The sequence below is a fragment of the Pseudarthrobacter ribosi genome (assembly GCF_055412865.1).
In genome coordinates this window covers 267,531-284,300 of sequence record NZ_JBVAYZ010000001.1, presented here as the reverse complement: position 1 = coordinate 284,300, position 16,770 = coordinate 267,531, and the positions used below count along the sequence as shown (strand labels likewise).

At 61.1% G+C, this 16,770-nt stretch carries 9 protein-coding genes and 1 pseudogene; 4 read left to right on the top strand and 6 right to left on the bottom strand.

Annotation, left to right across the window (positions count from 1 at the left end; translation table 11 throughout):
* The first annotated feature begins 343 nt into the window (after window positions 1-343).
* A protein-coding gene (locus ACZYZ5_RS01200) for an IS3 family transposase (protein WP_463898604.1) occupies window positions 344-1,488 on the top strand; the annotation gives its coding sequence in 2 pieces (ribosomal slippage) (window positions 344-617 and window positions 617-1,488; 1,146 coding nt in all).
* A gap of 166 nt (window positions 1,489-1,654) precedes the next feature.
* On the top strand, window positions 1,655-3,457 hold the full coding sequence (locus ACZYZ5_RS01195; protein WP_463898602.1) for a glycoside hydrolase family 15 protein: 1,803 nt from the start codon (window positions 1,655-1,657) through the stop codon (window positions 3,455-3,457).
* 493 nt (window positions 3,458-3,950) lie between these two features.
* Here the strand turns inward: ACZYZ5_RS01195 and istB are convergent, their stop codons facing one another.
* Complete coding sequence (istB, locus tag ACZYZ5_RS01190) at window positions 3,951-4,739, bottom strand: IS21-like element helper ATPase IstB (RefSeq protein ID WP_463898759.1); 789 nt, start codon at window positions 4,737-4,739, stop codon at window positions 3,951-3,953.
* 273 nt (window positions 4,740-5,012) lie between these two features.
* Window positions 5,013-5,111: pseudogene (locus tag ACZYZ5_RS01185) on the bottom strand (Mu transposase domain-containing protein); the annotation flags it as partial.
* A gap of 937 nt (window positions 5,112-6,048) precedes the next feature.
* Between ACZYZ5_RS01185 and ACZYZ5_RS01180 the strand changes: the two are divergent.
* Entirely contained in the window at window positions 6,049-6,462 is a 414-nt protein-coding gene (locus ACZYZ5_RS01180) for a hypothetical protein (protein WP_463898601.1), read from the top strand.
* A gap of 39 nt (window positions 6,463-6,501) precedes the next feature.
* Here ACZYZ5_RS01180 and ACZYZ5_RS01175 read toward each other — a convergent pair whose 3' ends face one another.
* The 3 genes from ACZYZ5_RS01175 to ACZYZ5_RS01165 all read right to left on the bottom strand — a co-directional run bounded on the left by ACZYZ5_RS01175 (window position 6,502) and on the right by ACZYZ5_RS01165 (window position 10,186).
* A complete protein-coding gene (locus ACZYZ5_RS01175) occupies window positions 6,502-7,179 on the bottom strand; it encodes a response regulator transcription factor (RefSeq protein ID WP_463898600.1) in 678 nt (225 codons plus the stop codon).
* Complete coding sequence (locus ACZYZ5_RS01170) at window positions 7,176-9,014, bottom strand: sensor histidine kinase (protein WP_463898599.1); 1,839 nt, start codon at window positions 9,012-9,014, stop codon at window positions 7,176-7,178. The genes ACZYZ5_RS01175 and ACZYZ5_RS01170 overlap by 4 nt, the downstream gene beginning before the upstream one ends.
* A 674-nt stretch (window positions 9,015-9,688) precedes the next feature.
* Window positions 9,689-10,186, bottom strand: coding sequence for a bacterial transcriptional activator domain-containing protein (locus tag ACZYZ5_RS01165; RefSeq protein ID WP_463898758.1), 498 nt, complete (start codon window positions 10,184-10,186; stop codon window positions 9,689-9,691).
* 1,715 nt (window positions 10,187-11,901) lie between these two features.
* Between ACZYZ5_RS01165 and ACZYZ5_RS01160 the strand changes: the two genes are divergently transcribed.
* The gene (locus tag ACZYZ5_RS01160) at window positions 11,902-13,128 is read left to right on the top strand and encodes a S8 family peptidase (RefSeq protein ID WP_463898598.1); all 1,227 of its coding nucleotides are present in this window, start codon (window positions 11,902-11,904) and stop codon (window positions 13,126-13,128) included.
* Window positions 13,129-13,306: 178 nt separating this feature from the next.
* Here the strand turns inward: ACZYZ5_RS01160 and ACZYZ5_RS01155 are convergent, their stop codons facing one another.
* Window positions 13,307-14,887: an esterase/lipase family protein gene (locus tag ACZYZ5_RS01155; protein WP_463898597.1), complete on the bottom strand. Its 1,581-nt coding sequence runs from the start codon at window positions 14,885-14,887 to the stop codon at window positions 13,307-13,309.
* Window positions 14,888-16,770 lie beyond the last annotated feature (1,883 nt).

Below are 16,770 nucleotides of genomic sequence, written 5' to 3'. Positions count from 1 at the left end.
CCGTCGAACCCCGTACACGACTGAACCCGCGGGCAGTAGAGGTTTCGCTCACGGCCCGGAGCAACCTACCGGCCTGAAGGGTATTCACGGCATCCACCTCACCTCACCCATCTCATGACCGAATCCCAAGACATCCAGCTGACGCAGCCTACGATCCGGACCTGCGCCGCTACGGGCAACGCGTCAGCGCAACAAGATGGCTACCGCCTGATGGGGTTCGCGAGCCAATGGCGGGCTGCTCTTCAGAGCCACCTCACCAGTTGCCGCCCCAACAACGGGACTGCCCCGGGTTTGCTTGACTCCTGACTTGTGAGGATTCGTTCCTTGCAGCAAGGATGTTCACATGCCGAAGCCTTTCCCCGCTGAGTTCCGCCGCGACGTAGTCGCGGTTGCCCGGAAGCACGAAGCCCCGATCTCGCAGATCGCCAAAGACTTCGGAATCTCCGAAGCAACCCTGCACAACTGGCTCAAAAAAGCCGACATCGAGGACGGCGCCCGTCCCGGCGTGACGGAGAAGGAAACCGCGGAACTCAGGGACGCCAGGAAGCGGATCCGGCTCCTGGAGCAGGAGAACGAGATCCTCCGCCGGGCAGCGGCCTTCTTCGCCCGGGAACTGCCCCCAAAATGAAGTTCCCGCTGGTCCTTGACCTTGCCGCTGACGGGATCCCCGTCGCGGTGGCTTGCCGGGTGCTGGGCTTCTCCAAACAGGCCTTCTACGTGTGGAAGGCCGCGCCGGTCACGACGCGCGACTGGTCAGATGCCCACCTGATCAACGCCGCCACCGACGTCCACCGGGACGATCCGGCGTTCGGATACCGGTTCATCGCCGACGAGCTCGAAGACCAGGGCTTCAGCGCCGGGGAGAACCGGGTGGCGCGGCTATGCAGCAGCCAGCGGATCTGGTCCGTGTTCGCCAAGAAACGCGGCCTGATCCGCAAAGCCGGCCCGCCCGTGCACGATGACCACGTCCGCCGGGACTTCACCGCGACAGCACCTGATCATCTGTGGCTCACGGACATCACCGAACACCGGACCGACGAGGGCAAGCTCTACCTGTGCGCCATCAAAGACGTCTACTCCAACCGGATTGTGGGCTACTCCATCGATTCCCGGATGAAGGCGTCCCTGGCCGTCTCGGCACTCCACAACGCGATAGCACTCAGGGAGCCGGCAGGAACTGTGGTCCACAGCGACCGCGGATCCCAGTTCCGCTCCAACGCCTTCGTCAGGACGCTAAAGGGCAACGGACTGGAAGGATCGATGGGACGAGTCGGGGCGTGCGCAGACAACGCCGCCATGGAATCGTTCTTCTCACTCCTGCAGAAGAACGTACTGGATCGTCAGCGATGGTCCACCAGGGCCGATCTTCGCCTGGCCATCGTGACCTGGATCGAGAAAACCTACCACCGAAAACGCCGCCAGCGGCGCCTCGGTCGGCTAACCCCGGTCGAGTTTGAGACAATCAATACCGGCCTCAAAGCCGCCTAACAACACTCAACCCCGAGAGTCAACGAAATCCGGGGCAGTCCCAACAGGGTCCTCCGCGCGGCTCATCGCCCACGGCGCTCGTTCGTTCCGGTGTAGTAAGCGGCAACCAAATTGGCTGCATCCGCCTCTTGCCAGTCCGCCACTCATTTGTGGTTGAGTTAGGAATATGACCTCTCGGATTGAGGACTACGGTTTTATTTCCGACCTCCGCACAGGCGCCTTGGTTTCACGCGAGGGCAGCATAGATTGGCTGTGTCTGCCGCGCTTCGATTCTGAATCAGTTTTCGGAGCATTGCTCGGAACCAAAAAGCACGGCCGCTGGCTAGTCGCGCCATCTCCAGGCGACCAGTTGATCTTCGGTCCCTCTGTAGTTGAACGCCGGTACAGAGCCTCCACTTTCATACTGGAGACGCACTGGAGAACCGAGAGCGGAGAAGTTCTGGCCACCGAATTCATGCCGGTCGGTGGAAACGGCAATACGGTGATTCGCAGGATAGAAGGTCTCACTGGGCGCGTAGTGATGCGCCAAGAACTGGAACTGCGGTTTGGGTACGGAAAGATCGTGCCCTGGGTCCAACGGATTCACGACGACGATGGAGAGGCGCTGCTGGCCATGGCCGGGCCGCAAGCCGTGATGCTAAGGGCGGATACGCTCCCCCAAGCCCGGCCTGATTATTCGCATTCGGGTGAGTTCAGCGTCGAAGCCGGTCAAGTCGTCGACCTGCAGCTACACGCATTTGCCTCCCACAACATGCCGCCCCCGGCAATCGATGTCGGCCTCGCCCTGGCCACAACAAGCGCCTACTGGACCAACTGGACCAGCAACTACCTCCCGCAGGGAAACTACGACAGGGAAGTTGAACGCTCACTGCTCGTCTTGCGCGCACTATCGCATGAGAGTACCGGCGGAATTGTGGCCGCCCCGACCACCTCATTGCCAGAACTGTTCGGCGGTGAACGCAACTGGGATTATCGCTACTGCTGGCTGCGCGATGCGGCCCTCACACTGGACGCCATGATGACCCATGGCTTCCACCAGGAGGCGCTGCAGTGGAGGAACTGGCTGCTTAGGGCAATCGCCGGCGACCCACACGATCTCCAAATTATGTATGGGGTTTTTGGTGAGCGTGAGCTGCCCGAGCGGGTTCTGGCCCATTTGCCGGGCTACGAAGGCTCCGCCCCGGTGCGGGTCGGCAATGGCGCTGTCGACCAATACCAAGGCGACGTCGTAGGCGAAGTCATGGTTGCCCTGGCAAAGCTGCGCAACCGAGGCGTGCACGAGGATCACTTCTCGTGGCCCCTCCAACGGAACATGCTTCTATTCGTAGAGAACAACATCAAACGCAAGGACCACGGTATTTGGGAGATGAGGGGCGAGAGAAGGGACTTCACTCATTCCCGCGTCATGATGTGGGCCGCAATGGATCGCGGCGTGCAGGCTGTAGAGGAGCATGGGCTCGACGGTCCGGCGGGGCGATGGGCAAAGATCCGGGACGAGCTCCGCGCCGAAATCCTGGAGCAGGGTTTCAACAGTGAAATTAACTCCTTTACCCAGACATATGGAGGCACCGAGGTAGACGCGTCCCTTCTAGTTCTGCCACAGGTGGGCTTTTTGGCCTACGACGACGAAAGAATTCTCGCGACGGTGTCCCGACTGGAACATGACCTTCTTGACGGGACCGGCCTGTTGATCCGCTACCGGACGGAAGCCTACCTGGACGGTCTCAAGCCGGGGGAATACCCCTTTATTGCATGCTCTTTCTGGCTAGTAGAACAGTACGCCCGCTCGGGCCGGGTTCCCGAAGCAACGGCCCTTATGGAGAGGCTCATCGGCTACGGAAATGACCTCGGGCTACTCAGCGAGGAATACGACACAACCGGCAACCGCATGGCAGGAAACTTTCCGCAGGCATTTTCGCACCTGACCTTGATAAGAGCCGCCGATGCTCTAAACGGTGCGGCGCCGTGATGCACAAAACTATGACAGGCCAGGCACGCGTCCGGGCCCGAGCGCGCCCGGCTTCCGGCGCGATTCCCGTTTTCGCGTAGTCCCGTTCGAGCGGAGGCCTGGCGTGACTTCGCTCCCTCCTCGACGGCGAACGCACCGTCGTCCGGGCCGCCTCGCAATAAGAAATCGTGAATGACCAGAAGGGACCCTGCAGTCTCCGTGCCGCCGACAGCTAGGGCAGAAGCTGATACACCATGGCTCGCCAGCCCTGTCTGCGCCGACGGAGGGCCCGCAGCGTCAGCATGGCCATTTGGCTGGAACGGATCTGCCGCCCACAGGTCCGATCCAGCGTGTTTTTCATTGCAAGACAACTGCCCGCAGGATCTGGCCCTTTACTTCTACGCGGCCGTATACCGATGGATGCTTGCAGTGCCGCTGTATGCCCAGCTGGTGTCAGCGCTGGTCGAAAGTTGAGCCGTTTCGTGGGGTGAAAAACTGAGCCACGTTGACGTAATTATTCTGCCGTGTTTTCCGGTCTTGTCGAGGGCAGGGATTCGATTTGGTGGTTCCTGAGCCGGTAGCTGGAGCCTTTGAGGGTGACGACTTCCGCGTGGTGGACGATGCGGTCGATCATCGCGGAGGCGACGAGCTGGTCCCCGAAGACATCGCCCCAGCGGGCGAAGCTCAGGTTGGATGTCAGGATCAGTGAGGCGTGTTCATAGCGTGGGGACACGAGCTGGAAGAACAGGTTCGCGGCGTCCTGTTCGAGCGGGATGTAGCCGACCTCGTCGACGATGATCAGCTCGTAGCGCCGGAGCCGGACCAGTTCTGAGGGCAGGCGGCCGGCCTGGTGCGCGCCCTGCAGCCGGGTCACCCATCCTGTTGCGGTAGCGAACAGGACGCGGTGGCCAAGCTGGGTGGCCCGCAGGCCGAGCCCGGTGGCGAGATGCGTTTTCCCGGTCCCTGGCGGTCCCAGGAGCACCACGTTGGCGGCCTCGGCCAGGAAGGCGCCGGTGGCCAGATGGGCGATCGTTTCCCGTTTCAGCCCGGGCTGGTGGTCGAAGCTGAAGTCCTCCAGCGACTTCCTGGCCGGGAACCCCGCGGCCCTGGCCCTGGTTTCCGCCCCGGAGGCTTCCCTGGCCGCAACTTCCCAGGACAGCACGGCGGCCAGGTATTCCTCGTGGGACCAGCCGGCCTCGCGCGCCTGGTCGGCCAGGCGGACCGCTGACTCGCGGATCCCCGGTGCCTTCATTGCCCGGGCGTAGTACTCGATCTGCCCGGTAATCTCCTTGGCGCCGGTCATGGGAGGACCTGCCCGTCTTCGAAGACCACTCCGAACGCCCGGTCGTAGTCCGCCAAGTCGCGGAGCTCGGCATCCAGACCCGATTCTTCCGGCGCCGCAGCGGCGCTCTGGAAGGCTGTCCGTTGCACCTTTGCCGCCTCCACGTGGGCCGGGTCGGTAATGGTCTGGCCCTGCCCCAGGCCCGCCGGTGGGTCCCGGCGTCCCGTCCCTCGAAGCTGATCCGCACCGTCTCCAGATCCGCACGGACCTCCACGAAACGTCCGATGGGTGCACCGAGTAGTCGTTGGACGCGACCCGGACGTAGTAATCCCGGGGCAGACGGACCCGGGAGGAGAATCCCGTCAGCGGTGGCACCGGCGGCAGCGCCAGCATCGCGGCCCGGTCGGCGCCGATCAGCTCCGCGGGGCGTCCTCCGGTGTTCCGGACCATCCGGCGGTTGGCCCCGGGCAGCCATCCGCTCAGCTGGGCGTTGAAGTCCTCCGGTGAGGCGAAGCTCCGGCCGGGCAGGAACGAGGTTTCCATGTAACCGTTGGCCCGCTCCACAATGCCTTTGCTCTCCGGATCATAGGGTTTGAGCTGCACGATCCGGGTCGCGAGGACCCCGGCGAACGCCGGGACGCCGGCGGCGAGCCGGCGGCCGCGGCCGATGCCGGTTTCGTTGTCCCAGACCAGCCGCCGCGGGACCGCGCCGAGACCCTCCAGCAGTTCCCACATTCCCGCCAGCAGGTCCCCGGTGGTGCGGGAAGGGATCATCCGGGCCATGATGAACCGCGAGTGTGAACAGACCATCACCAGCACGGGGAACACCCGCTCCCGGCCGGGCCCGCAGGGAATCTTTGCCTCCGGGAACACCAGGTCGCACTGGAAATCGGCACTTCCGGTCTGCGACTGCGCATCGCCTCCTCGCTTCCGTGCTACCACTGCATATGCCGTTGTCGGACACCAGCTTTTGGCTGCTCGGGCGTGCAAATGTGCTCAGAGAGTCTGAAGTGCTCTCAGCTTTGCTCCCGCGCGCAGGTGAACAGCTTGATGGTCAGCATTTCGTTCATCACTCCAGGAAAAGGAACAACTCGTTGGTGGCGCGGGTCCGACTACATCCAGTCACACGAGTGAACGCTCACGCCGGGGGACCATTCGGGAAAGTGGCCAGCGACGCTAGCGAGAGCCCGGGACTGTTCATTCCGGCCAGAATGCGTGCTAACACGGATGCTGGCCTGCGCGCCCCGAAGGCACTATGGATCTGTTGAATGAAACGGATCAAAAGTACAAGTTCCGTTGCCATCCCTCAGCAGTTCGAAGGAGTACCTCAATGTTGTCTACGCCGGAATCGGTGAGCACGATCCCCCGGGCACCTTTCGCGGATGAGGGGGTCCCCACCCAGCTCTTGGAACGTCACTGGACGAAGAAACAGCTGCAGGCTGCGGCCGAAATGGACAGGTGTGTCCAGAGGCATCCGCAGCACATGCTCGCACGGATGGCTCTGGCCAATCAGGGGGATTCCTTAATCCTCGAACGCATCCGGGCCAGCGTAGTGCGGTCTCTCGGAGGGCGCGCCGGCACTTACTACATAGTCGCCGCTCTGCACCTGGCACACCTGGCACTCACCTTCCCGCATGCCCTTTCCGCTACCCAGCGAGCCCTCCTCCTGGCCCCGCTGGAAGCAGCCGAAATGGCGAGCGAGGCCACCGATGATGCTTTGGCGGAATGGGTGATCGCTGCCTAACTATGTGGTCCTCCTCGCCGGAACTCCGGCCATGGCAGACTATTCGGGATCCCGGTTCTGTCCAACCCCTCGAAGGTAAGAGAGAACCGCCAGCACCCGCCTGTGGTCCTCCGGCTCGGGCCTCAACTCGAGCTTGAGGAAAATGCTCCGAATATGGGCCTCTACGGTGCGCTCCCCTAAGAAAAGTGACTTTCCAATGGCCTGGTTGGTTCGCCCTTCGGCCATGAGCTCCAGGACGCTTTTCTCCCGGATCGTAAGGTCATCTCCTCGATCGTGACCTTTGTGTGGACGGCCAACAAGCCGTGTGACAAGCTCCGGATCGATGGCTGTGCCACCCGCAGACACGCGGTGCAGAGCGTCAATGAATTCGTCAACGTCGGACACCCGTTCCTTGAGCAAGTAGCCCAAGCCTTTGGCTCCGTTCTTCAATAAGGACATCGCGTTTTCGGTTTCCACATATTGGGACAGTAGTAGAACGCCAATCTCGGGGTGGCTGCTTTTTATTTTTTCGGCGGTCTGAATCCCCTCGACGGTGTAACTGGGAGGCATACGGATGTCCACCACGGCTACGTCGGTCCCATGCTTTTCAATGATTTCCAGTAGCTGCGGGCCATTGGCAGCCTCACCGACAACATCCAGTCCTTCCGACTGCAACAGGGCGGATAGCCCCCGGCGCAGCAAAGCTGAATCATCCGCGATGGCAACGCGCAGTCTCATGGCACGTCCTTCTCCGGGTCGGTGGAGAATGGAAGAACTGCCCGGATCGTCGTCCCCTTGCCTTCGGGGCTGTCGATTGTCAATGAGCCGCCCAGTGCCGCTGCCCGGTCCGCCATGCCCACCAGCCCGCCGTCGGATCCCGGCCGGGCACCGCCAACGCCGTTGTCCACGATCTCCATTCGTAGCTCTCTTCCGTATCCGTTTATGCTGATTCGCATCCAAGTTGCCTCGGCGTACTTGGTCGCGTTAGTGACGGCTTCTGCGCAAATGAAGTAGGCAGCCAGTTCCACGTGCGCCGGAAGCCCATCTTGCGTTTTGAGATCCAGCTCCATGGGAAGGGATGACCGTTCCGCTAGCGCGGTAAGGGAGCCCGCCAAACCCTTCTCCCGCAGAGAGGGAGGATATACACCCCGCGCCAATTCACGCAGTTCGTCGAGCGCCTCCGAAAGCTCGGCGCTGGCCTGCCCGACGAGGCTTTGTACTTCCTTAGGATCCGTCGCCCGGTTGGCACGCGCCAGCTCCATCGCCACCGCAACCAGGCGTTGCTGAGCTCCATCATGAAGATCTCGCTCAAGCTGACGACGACGGGAGTCTCCAGCCGTCACGATTCGCTCCCTTGACCGCCTGACCTCTATGAGCTGGTCCCGGAGCTGTTGTTCCATCTGTTGGTTTTCCAGCGACAGTGAAGTTGCGCTGCGTACGGCCGCAAGCAACTGCGGCTGGTCCTGGAGGGCTTCGTCAAAAACTAAGGCCCCTACAGGCGCTCCGTGACGCTCCAAAACCATGGAAGCGCGACCAGAGGAAGCATCCGGCAACGTCTGAGGAACTCCCCTACTGTCAACAAAAGACGCCTGATCGGGGAGCCAACGCAACAGTGTGAGCGTTGGATCATGGACAGAACGGCGAAGCGCGCCGACAAGTCTTTCGCTCACCGGGGCTGAGCCGACTTCGACCATGAGATCACCCAAGGTGCCACGAGCAAACCGGTAGCGCCACAGACCGAACAATACGGCCAGCGGCACGATGAGGGTCGCGGGATATTGCCAGAGGAGCGCTTCGGTGGATAGAGACCCGGACACCTGAATCACTGCAAGCGACACCCATACGGTGGCCGCCGTCTTTACGATAACGGCTAGCCATAGCGGCAGGAACGCCGACCTGTATGCTTTTGTACCGGCGTGCCAGCGGGCAACTAGGACCGCTACGATTCCGGCTCCCACAGCGATCTGAAATGTGCGGATTCCATTCCCGACAGCGGCCATGAGCGCCGGGCTGTCCCAGAGAAGCAGCAGATTGCGGGAGGTAGACTCTCCTACTCCGACATGCAGGCGCGGATCAAAGTACGCCCAGCCGACCACGGGGGCCAAGAGCCAGGAAGCGAAGAAAAACGCGACGCCAGCCCTCTCCGCTCGACTGCGCAAAACACCTGAGGGAAAGCTTAGTGCCAACTGCAGCAGCGGCGGCTGATACATCAGCGTTAGTGCGACGCCGAGCGTAAATACCGCAGGGTCGCTAGAGCGGCGAATCCCCGACGCGAGCCACAGCCACCCCGCAACACACAGCAGCACTCCTGGGTTTCGGGTCGGCCGGCTCCGCCAAGCCGTAACACCCGCCACAACGAAAGCAAGACCCACGGCCAAGTGCAGCGCTAGCTCAAAAACCGAAAATGGTCCTCGGTTCGGGTTCTCGCCCCACCGGAGCACGCCTTGGGCGTTCAAGCCCAAAGTCCGCGCTGGATCTTGAACCGCGATCGGAGACCAGTCAATACAAACCAGGACGAGCAACACGATGCCACAAGTCACTGCTGCCATTAAAATCAGCTGCTTGGGAGTCATTGCATTATCTTCCGCCTATGTGCTCCCGGACCCGCCGCCACCAAAAGGCAATCCACATGTCCGCCAAGGAACACCCCAACGTCCGCTAGACGGAGCCGGGCAGGTCACGTGGGTCGAGTCATTGCATGCGTCGGGCTTTCTCGCCTGACCAGAGGGCGACGCGCCGCCGTAGGCGACTTAGTCGCAAAATACCCACGGACATCATCCGCCTCTCCGACGCGCGGCGGCAGCAACCAACTTAGCTGACAAGCACTGCCACTGTTGTAGCACCGTATACCGGCCCCGGCAATGTCTAGGTTCTAATCTCCTCACCAACGACATCGCCCCCATAGCATCGGTTCGCTCCGTTAGGACCGACATATTCAAGATCTACCGCAAACTCACTTCACTCATGGCTTGGCGCCACATAAAGTGGTCGTGCTTTGTACTTCGGTGCACCACGGACATCACCGAGCACCGGACCGAGGAGGGCTACTCCTCCATCGATTCGCCGGGCCATGACGGTGTGGCCGCCCGCCCAATGAACACGGCAGGCGGGCGGAGCCCCTAGAGCAGGTCGGCGCGGCGCTGCGGAGGGCTTCTCCGCCTTGGAACCCGACGTCCACTCGTCGCTTTTTGTTCGATCCGTCTTCTGGGGCATGGTTTGTCATCCCGCGTTCTCGCCGGGTCAGCTCTCACAAAACATCAGCGACGAGGCGCCGAATGCCCTCCGACGGAGTAAGGCCCATGTCCTCGTTCAGCTTTGTTCGGTACTTTTCGAAGGCCCGAAGCGCAGCAGCATTGTTGCCCTGCTGCCTTTGAGCCTGAATGAGGAGTCCAACAGCACTTTCATAGAGCGGTTCAAGTTCGAGTGCTGCCTCAGCGGCTTCCAAGGCAACCTCAAAGTCACGGCGCGCCAGCGACTCGCGCCCAATGAAGTGGAACGCGTGAAGCCGATCCTGCCGCAATCTGTTCTGTTCAAAGAGGATCCAATCGTCATACCAGCCCGGGAGCAGTTCGGCATCGCGCAATAGATTCAGCGAGGATGCGACATTCTCGTTGAGACCGGTCTGGCCTAACTCTCGAACACAGGTCCGGACCCGGTGCAAGTCAACCTCCACCAAATCGCTTAGGGAAAGCTCAGCGCCCCCGTTGACTAGCAGGCCCGGGACCTGCCGAGAGACCAAGTGCATACTCACGCGCAGACTCTCCATGGCCAGACTCTCGCAACTTTCCGGCCACAGGAGCCCGACCAGATAGCTTCGAGGTCGGGGACCGTGTATCGCCAGGGCGGTGATGAGCCGCTGCTGACGCGCCGCAACATGTAGAAGGCACGAGTCCCTGCGGAGTTTCCACGATTGGAAAAGGCTCAATTGAAAGTCGCAGAAGTTGCCGTTTCCCATTGGTACCCCCAAATCCAGCGCGACTGCGAGCTGGAATAGTTCTAGCAATGAGGATCCGCATTTCTGCAGGGAATGTCAATGGCCCGGCACATGTGACACTTCTGTGAAGCGAATAGCGATAGCTGACCACCTAATGCTAATGCACAACAGTGATCATCACTAGAAACTGTCCCAGAATCAGGGTCAAAAGGCCCTAGCCGCGACGTTTATCAATAGCAGTGAAGCCATCCAGGACTCTGCGAAATATTGCGGAATTTCGTTTCTGAATGCTGAGAGAGGTCCTTCGAAGAGCCGCCAAGCGTAGTCCGAAAAATCCTACGTCTCTCAGCAACGACACATCTGCCAGCCGATGTGGTCCGGCCAGTCCGGAACTAGCTTGCCCGTCCTGACGGCGGCCGAACGGCGATCTCGTAGCCGCGGGCGTTGGAACCAACGGCCGCACTAGTCGCATTCTCTAGTCGTTACTTTGAAACGAATACTTCGAACCATGGCCATGCGTACAGCTAGCTGCGTCAATGCCACCCGATTCCATTCGGGTCTTATGCTGAGCCACCTGGCCATGCAGTCCCGCTCGTCCGGATCGATTAGTTCCCAGTCATTAATTGATTCAATACGTTCGCTTTTACGTGCCCCAATGACAATGAATAGATTATTCGCAATCGATGGCAATCCCTCCTTTATGCAAACTAAAAAACAAACGGCAGTGCGCTCGCTTGGGAACTCCCCGTCTTGCTTAAGAAAAATAGAGCATTTCAATCATCGCCACCCGCACAGCACCGGCCCCCGGCCGATCGAGGAAGACATGTTCGCCCATCCGGCGATGCCTGCGCAGTCGATCCTGTCGTCCTTGCCCGGGATCGGTCGTGACGTGCTGCCGGCCGAGACCGTGCGAACCCGACGAGCCACAGCATCACCCTCGACATCGAGACCTTCGACATCGATCTGACCCTTGCCCCGGCAGCTCGAGGAAGCTCGACGGAAACCTGATTCGACTGGTAACGCCGAAATAACGCTGTGCGATGTAGACCTAACACCATGTCGAAGCTAACTTCAACCACGACCACGTTCGCCGAAGGCCCACAAGAAAAGAACCGATATCCACCTTCCCGGCGCGTTTCGCCCGGGCCTAAGTCCGCGCCTTGAGCACTGTGACAGCCTTGCGCTGGCCTATCTTCAGTCTCATCCTTCAAGGATGTCCACGCCGCGCCTTCCCGGGCCTCTTCAGATGAGGAAACGGATCCACGGCCACGGACCCTTCCCACGAGTCGAGGCGGTCCATTGACAGCTATTTGGGTCTGACAGGCTTTACTACGTCTACGTGAATTGACATGTTGATCCGCTGCCTCGGCAAAGTTTCGGAAGTCTCAGCCGTTCGCTGCGCAGTATCACGTCCGGGAATACTCCCGTTCCTTCGTCCGGCTCCCCGCCGGCACCTGCAAAGACGTACACCGCAGCTCCGGCGTCAGAGGCGCACCCACTGCCGTGTAGCGGCCAAGGAGCACAAGATGTCCGAACTACTCAACCAAAGTATCCTCATTCTTCGCGCGCCTGCCCTGCGCGCCACCCGCGGCCCGTTCGAAGGCCCAGGAACCCCATGGCTCGAAACCGCCGCTCAGAACGTCGCTGAACGCGCTGTGGGAATGACAGTGGAGAGGGACGAGAACCCCTCAAGGTCTACCATTAGCGCCCTGCAAAACGATCCCACAGTCCTAGGCTTCGCCCCCGCGATGCCGATGAAACTCATCGAACCCCTAGCAGCAGATGCTGCACCGGCCGCAGCTGTGACATGGGGAGTCAAGGCTGTGGGTGCAGATGCCTCTCCCTACACGGGTGCCGGGGTGACCGTCTCGGTCCTGGACACCGGCATCGACGCCACCCACCCCGCCTTCGCCGGCGTCAACCTTGTCACGAATGACTTCACGGGCGCTGGCAGCGCAGACGACGACAACGGCCACGGCACGCACTGCGCGGGAACGATCTTCGGCCGCGACCTCGCTGGCCAGCGGATCGGCGTCGCCCCCGGCGTCCAGAAAGCCCTGATCGGCAAGGTCCTCGGAGGCCCGAACGGCGGCAGCAGCGACATTCTTGCCACGGCAATGCTGTGGGCTGCCGACAACGGCGCCCACGTCATCTCCATGTCGTTAGGCATGGACTTCCCCGGCTGGGTAGACGAGCTGGTCAACGTGAACGGTCTGTCCATCCCTGCCGCCACCTCGATAGCCCTCGAAGGCTATCGCGCCAACGTTCGGCTATTCGAACAGCTCGCCAACCTTCTCAACGCCCGCGCCTCAGTCGCTCAGACCACAATAGTTGTCGCAGCCGCCGGCAACGAAAGCAAACGCACCGGTAATCCCGCCTACGAGATAAATGTTGCACCGCCGGCCGCCGCGTACGGGATCACTTCCGTGGCTGCCTTGGCCGACGGCGCCGGCGGACTCACCGTAGCGCCCTTCTCCAATGCAATGGCGACCGTGGGCGGTCCCGGAGTCGGAGTTTTCAGCGCCTGGCTCAACGGCGGCACCAAAACGATCAGCGGAACCAGCATGGCGACCCCGCACGTGGCCGGCGTGGCAGCGCTTTGGGCAGAACGGCTTCTTGCGCAGGGACCGCTGAGCCCGGTACTCCTACAGGCCAAACTGATCGGTTCAGGAACGTTCAGGTTCCTCAAAGCCGGTACGGATCCGTTAGACGTGGGCGCGGGTTTGATCCAGGCACCCACAAATGCTGTCTAGATTCGGGATCGTGTGACGCCGCCCCATGAAGCACAGCCGCTGATGGCGGCAGAATCAGGGCTCAATGCATCGCAAATCGGGCCGTTTCGGTGCAGGGCAGCCTCGACCGTCATCCCGCCTCGCCAACGAAGACTTCCGCCACGAGCGTCAATCTTCATGGCTCGTCCCCGCCCTTGCCTTAGGAGGAGAGAGATCTCGGGGTTACAGTGAGCCGAATGCCGGCATTAAGTCCGAGCAATTCTTTGGCAAACTCCGGGACATCGATGTGTCCGCGCCAGAAGTCGGGTGTGTCTTCAATGTCCGTAAGGAAATCTTCTTCCCCCGGGTTCCAATCCCTTATGGCGGTGGGAATTGTGCTGGTCCAGGCTGCCCAGGCACGGGGCAGGACCCGGCCATCGCCGGGAGGTTCAATGTCAACGAGGAGGGCGTCCTGCCAGTCCTCGGTTTGTTCCATATGATCGTCAAAATAGAACCTTCCCTGCTGTTCCCTTATGGACATCAGCCGCAGTTTGAGCGCATGGCGCAACCGGGGCACTTTATTGCCGTCAACACGTGGACGGGGCGCTTGCGAGGACAGGAAAGTGGTGAGCAACGGCATGGGGGAATCAATCGGGTTGTCCTCCCTCCAGTGCTTAATCTGGACAGGGCAGTGATGGGCCGCGCTCTGCTCGTGGACCAGTACGGGCAGGCCGCGGATGGCCAGGCCAACGTCCAGTTGGAACTCGACGTCACTCGGGACGTTGCGGCCGACCGTAAAGCCGATGAGCTCAACCTCGATCTTCAGGTCACCGAAGAGAAACCGCTGCATGTTCTGGTATCCCTCCTCTGAATTGACTATTCCGTAGCGTCCGCTGTGGCTGCGATGGACTACCGCGAGAGGGGCATCCTTGACGGCGGCATTTTCGATCTGGACAAGTCCGTCACTGCGCGGACCCACCGCTTTCGACGACAAACCGAGTGCCACGTCATAGTCCTCAGGGTTGGTGCCGACAAGGCAGAACAGTTCATCCACGGGAAATCCGTCGGCCGGCATCTCGGTCGCCACGAAGTCAGCGCGAGTTCTTTCGCGCCTTTGCGCTACTGGGGTGAGGTATTCATACATGCGGTTGGGTCCGAAAATATCCGCGCCTTGGAATCCTGTAGCGTCGCGGATGCGCTCCAACAGTCCAAGACCCACCGCGAAAGTAATCCCCCCATGCGGCGTCGCATAGGTAAATACCCTGGCGACGTACTTGGTACCCGCTGCAGGGTCGATGTCGCCGTCCTCGCCGGCCAGTTCTTCGGGAATGACGCGCTGGAGTAGAGAGCGACAGATCAGGCCACCCATGGAGTGCGCTACGAGAAAGACCCTGGGCGCGCCAGTCTTTTCCCGGACAAGCTTGATCAGCTTGAATAGGTCCTTTGCTGCCCGTTCGAAAGCGAAATCCTCCGAATCCTCTGAGAAAGTCTCTGCAGAGTCATCGTAAAAGCGATAGATCCACACCGACGCCGGATTGACTTGGGTTTCGACGCGCTGCAGGAAGGTCCACTGGTCACCGTGGACGGGCACCTCATACCCATGGTCAGTGATCAGACGCAGCATTGGCGATTCAAATTGATGGAACTTGGCACTGCCACCGCTGTCGGCGCGGACCTGGACGGACCCTTGACTGAAGCCATAGAACGGATCTTCCACTGCGTTGTTAATGGCGGAGCCGCCGCCGGCAAACCCGCGAACGTAGATCACCGGGAGCCTGCCGTCATCTCCTGGGTTGCTCATGTCATAGCCCTCTCCAAGAAGTATGCGCACCGCCCCGGATTGGACCCCAGGCGCGCGTGTGAAAAGTTCAACATGCCCAGCGTTACAGCGGTGTTACCGCGCAGGCTGGGCGATACCTGAAACTTCAAGCGGAGAATGTTCAATAAAGCGGCAGTAATGGCCCCGCCGCTCTACTCGCTTCGGCAGCAGTCGCACCGTCAGAAAATACTCAGGGCACAATGGAATCGGCCGCCCTCTGGACGACTTACGGGTGAGGAACGTTCGATGATTTGGTTTGGCTGGGAGAGCTAAGGCTGCGTCTTGACCACCAACGTGCCGGCACAATACACCCATCATCCCCCGTTCGCGTGCGGCGCAGCGCCCCGGATGTCGGCATGCGTCCGAGGCTACCTACCTCCCGGATTGGGCCCGGACCCGGAGGGCCTCTGGGTCGGGGACGGGGACCGGTGATCGTCAGCGCCGTGATGAGCGTCGTTGACGGGCTGCAACGTGCACGATGCCAGTGTCATTACGAAGTTGCCAGGTTTGAAGCAGGCTTACTGAAGTTGGCCATAGCTGTCGCTGCCCATGGATGTAGCACCAAATTAAGCTCGGGTACGAAGAGGTGGAACAGCTGTAGCAATGACGATCGGCAGCTTTTCCGTACGCGCAGTGGTCATTCCGCCGCAGGATCTGCGTCGGCGCAGCAAATCTCAAGGTAGGTGTGCAAGTGTGCCAATTGAGACCAAGCTCCCAACTTTGGAGGATCAGGTCACCGGAGCCACATGTTGGCCGGATCGATAGGAGCTGATTCGATGCGCGGGTTCGAGTTCGAGGGGCCGGAACGGCCGAGCCACTGCCCGCCTTCCACAGGCATCTTGGTGATTCGAGTGTGGACGGAGACAGAGAGTTCCGAACCGTTCCGTGCCCGGATCATCGCGGAATCGCCGGAAGGTTACGAACATACAATCGGTTATGCCCGGAGCCGGGCAGACTTAGTCGCAGCGATCAACAGTTGGCTAGACACGATGCCGGATTCGAGCGCATAATCCGCATTGGCCAGGAGCCGTGCCTGCAGGGGTGAGCCCGCCGGTGGGGCCCGCAGCTCACACCTAACCTCTCAGAGTGGTCGAGCGGGTTGAGGACGTTCCCTTGAACTTGACCGTCTACGCCGATGACGGATATTTGCGAGGTAGAAACATTTCCGGCATCGTGGCGAGCTACCTCATTCCGCAGCCCGTTCCGTTGGGCTCGCCGGTGAGTGGTGCACGGGAAGTGCGCTTGATCCGTGGCTGTTGCTCGGAAAGGACGACCAGGATCCAGACGACACCCCGCCGCCCAACGATCAGACAAAGAGAACGGCAGGCCGACGACGAGACGGATGACATCGATCGGCGCCTGCGAACAACGTTCCTCCGACGCCGGAGGGTTCGAACACCACCGGGCCAGCCCCCGCACAGACGTTCCCGTGGAACCCGAATCGGGGGTAGCCACGGCCCTCGGCGTCGGCGGGAAACCGGCGCCTGACAACTGACGGGGTCGACCTCAAGCTGTCAACGCCTCTCGGCCCGTTGGTGCGCAGCCCCCGGCAAGCGAAGCAGCCACTGAACCTCTATACGATCCTGGCACAGGATCTCAGCCCGGCCGCGGCCTTCCTGGCCTGCGAGTCGGTGCCAGGCCAGTTCGAGGCGGTGGCCGTCTTGCTCGGCCTTCTGGCCAAGCACCCCGACGCCGACCGCCTTGAGTGGACCGAGCTTGTCCAGTGTGTCAGCTTGTGCACAGCTTTGGTCACACTGCCTGACCTCACTGCCTTCCAACTCTTGGGCCCCAAGGTTGGAAGATTCTCGTTTGTCCTCTCCCCCTCCTCGCGCAGGACGCGCAGTCGGGGGGCATCGGATGATCAT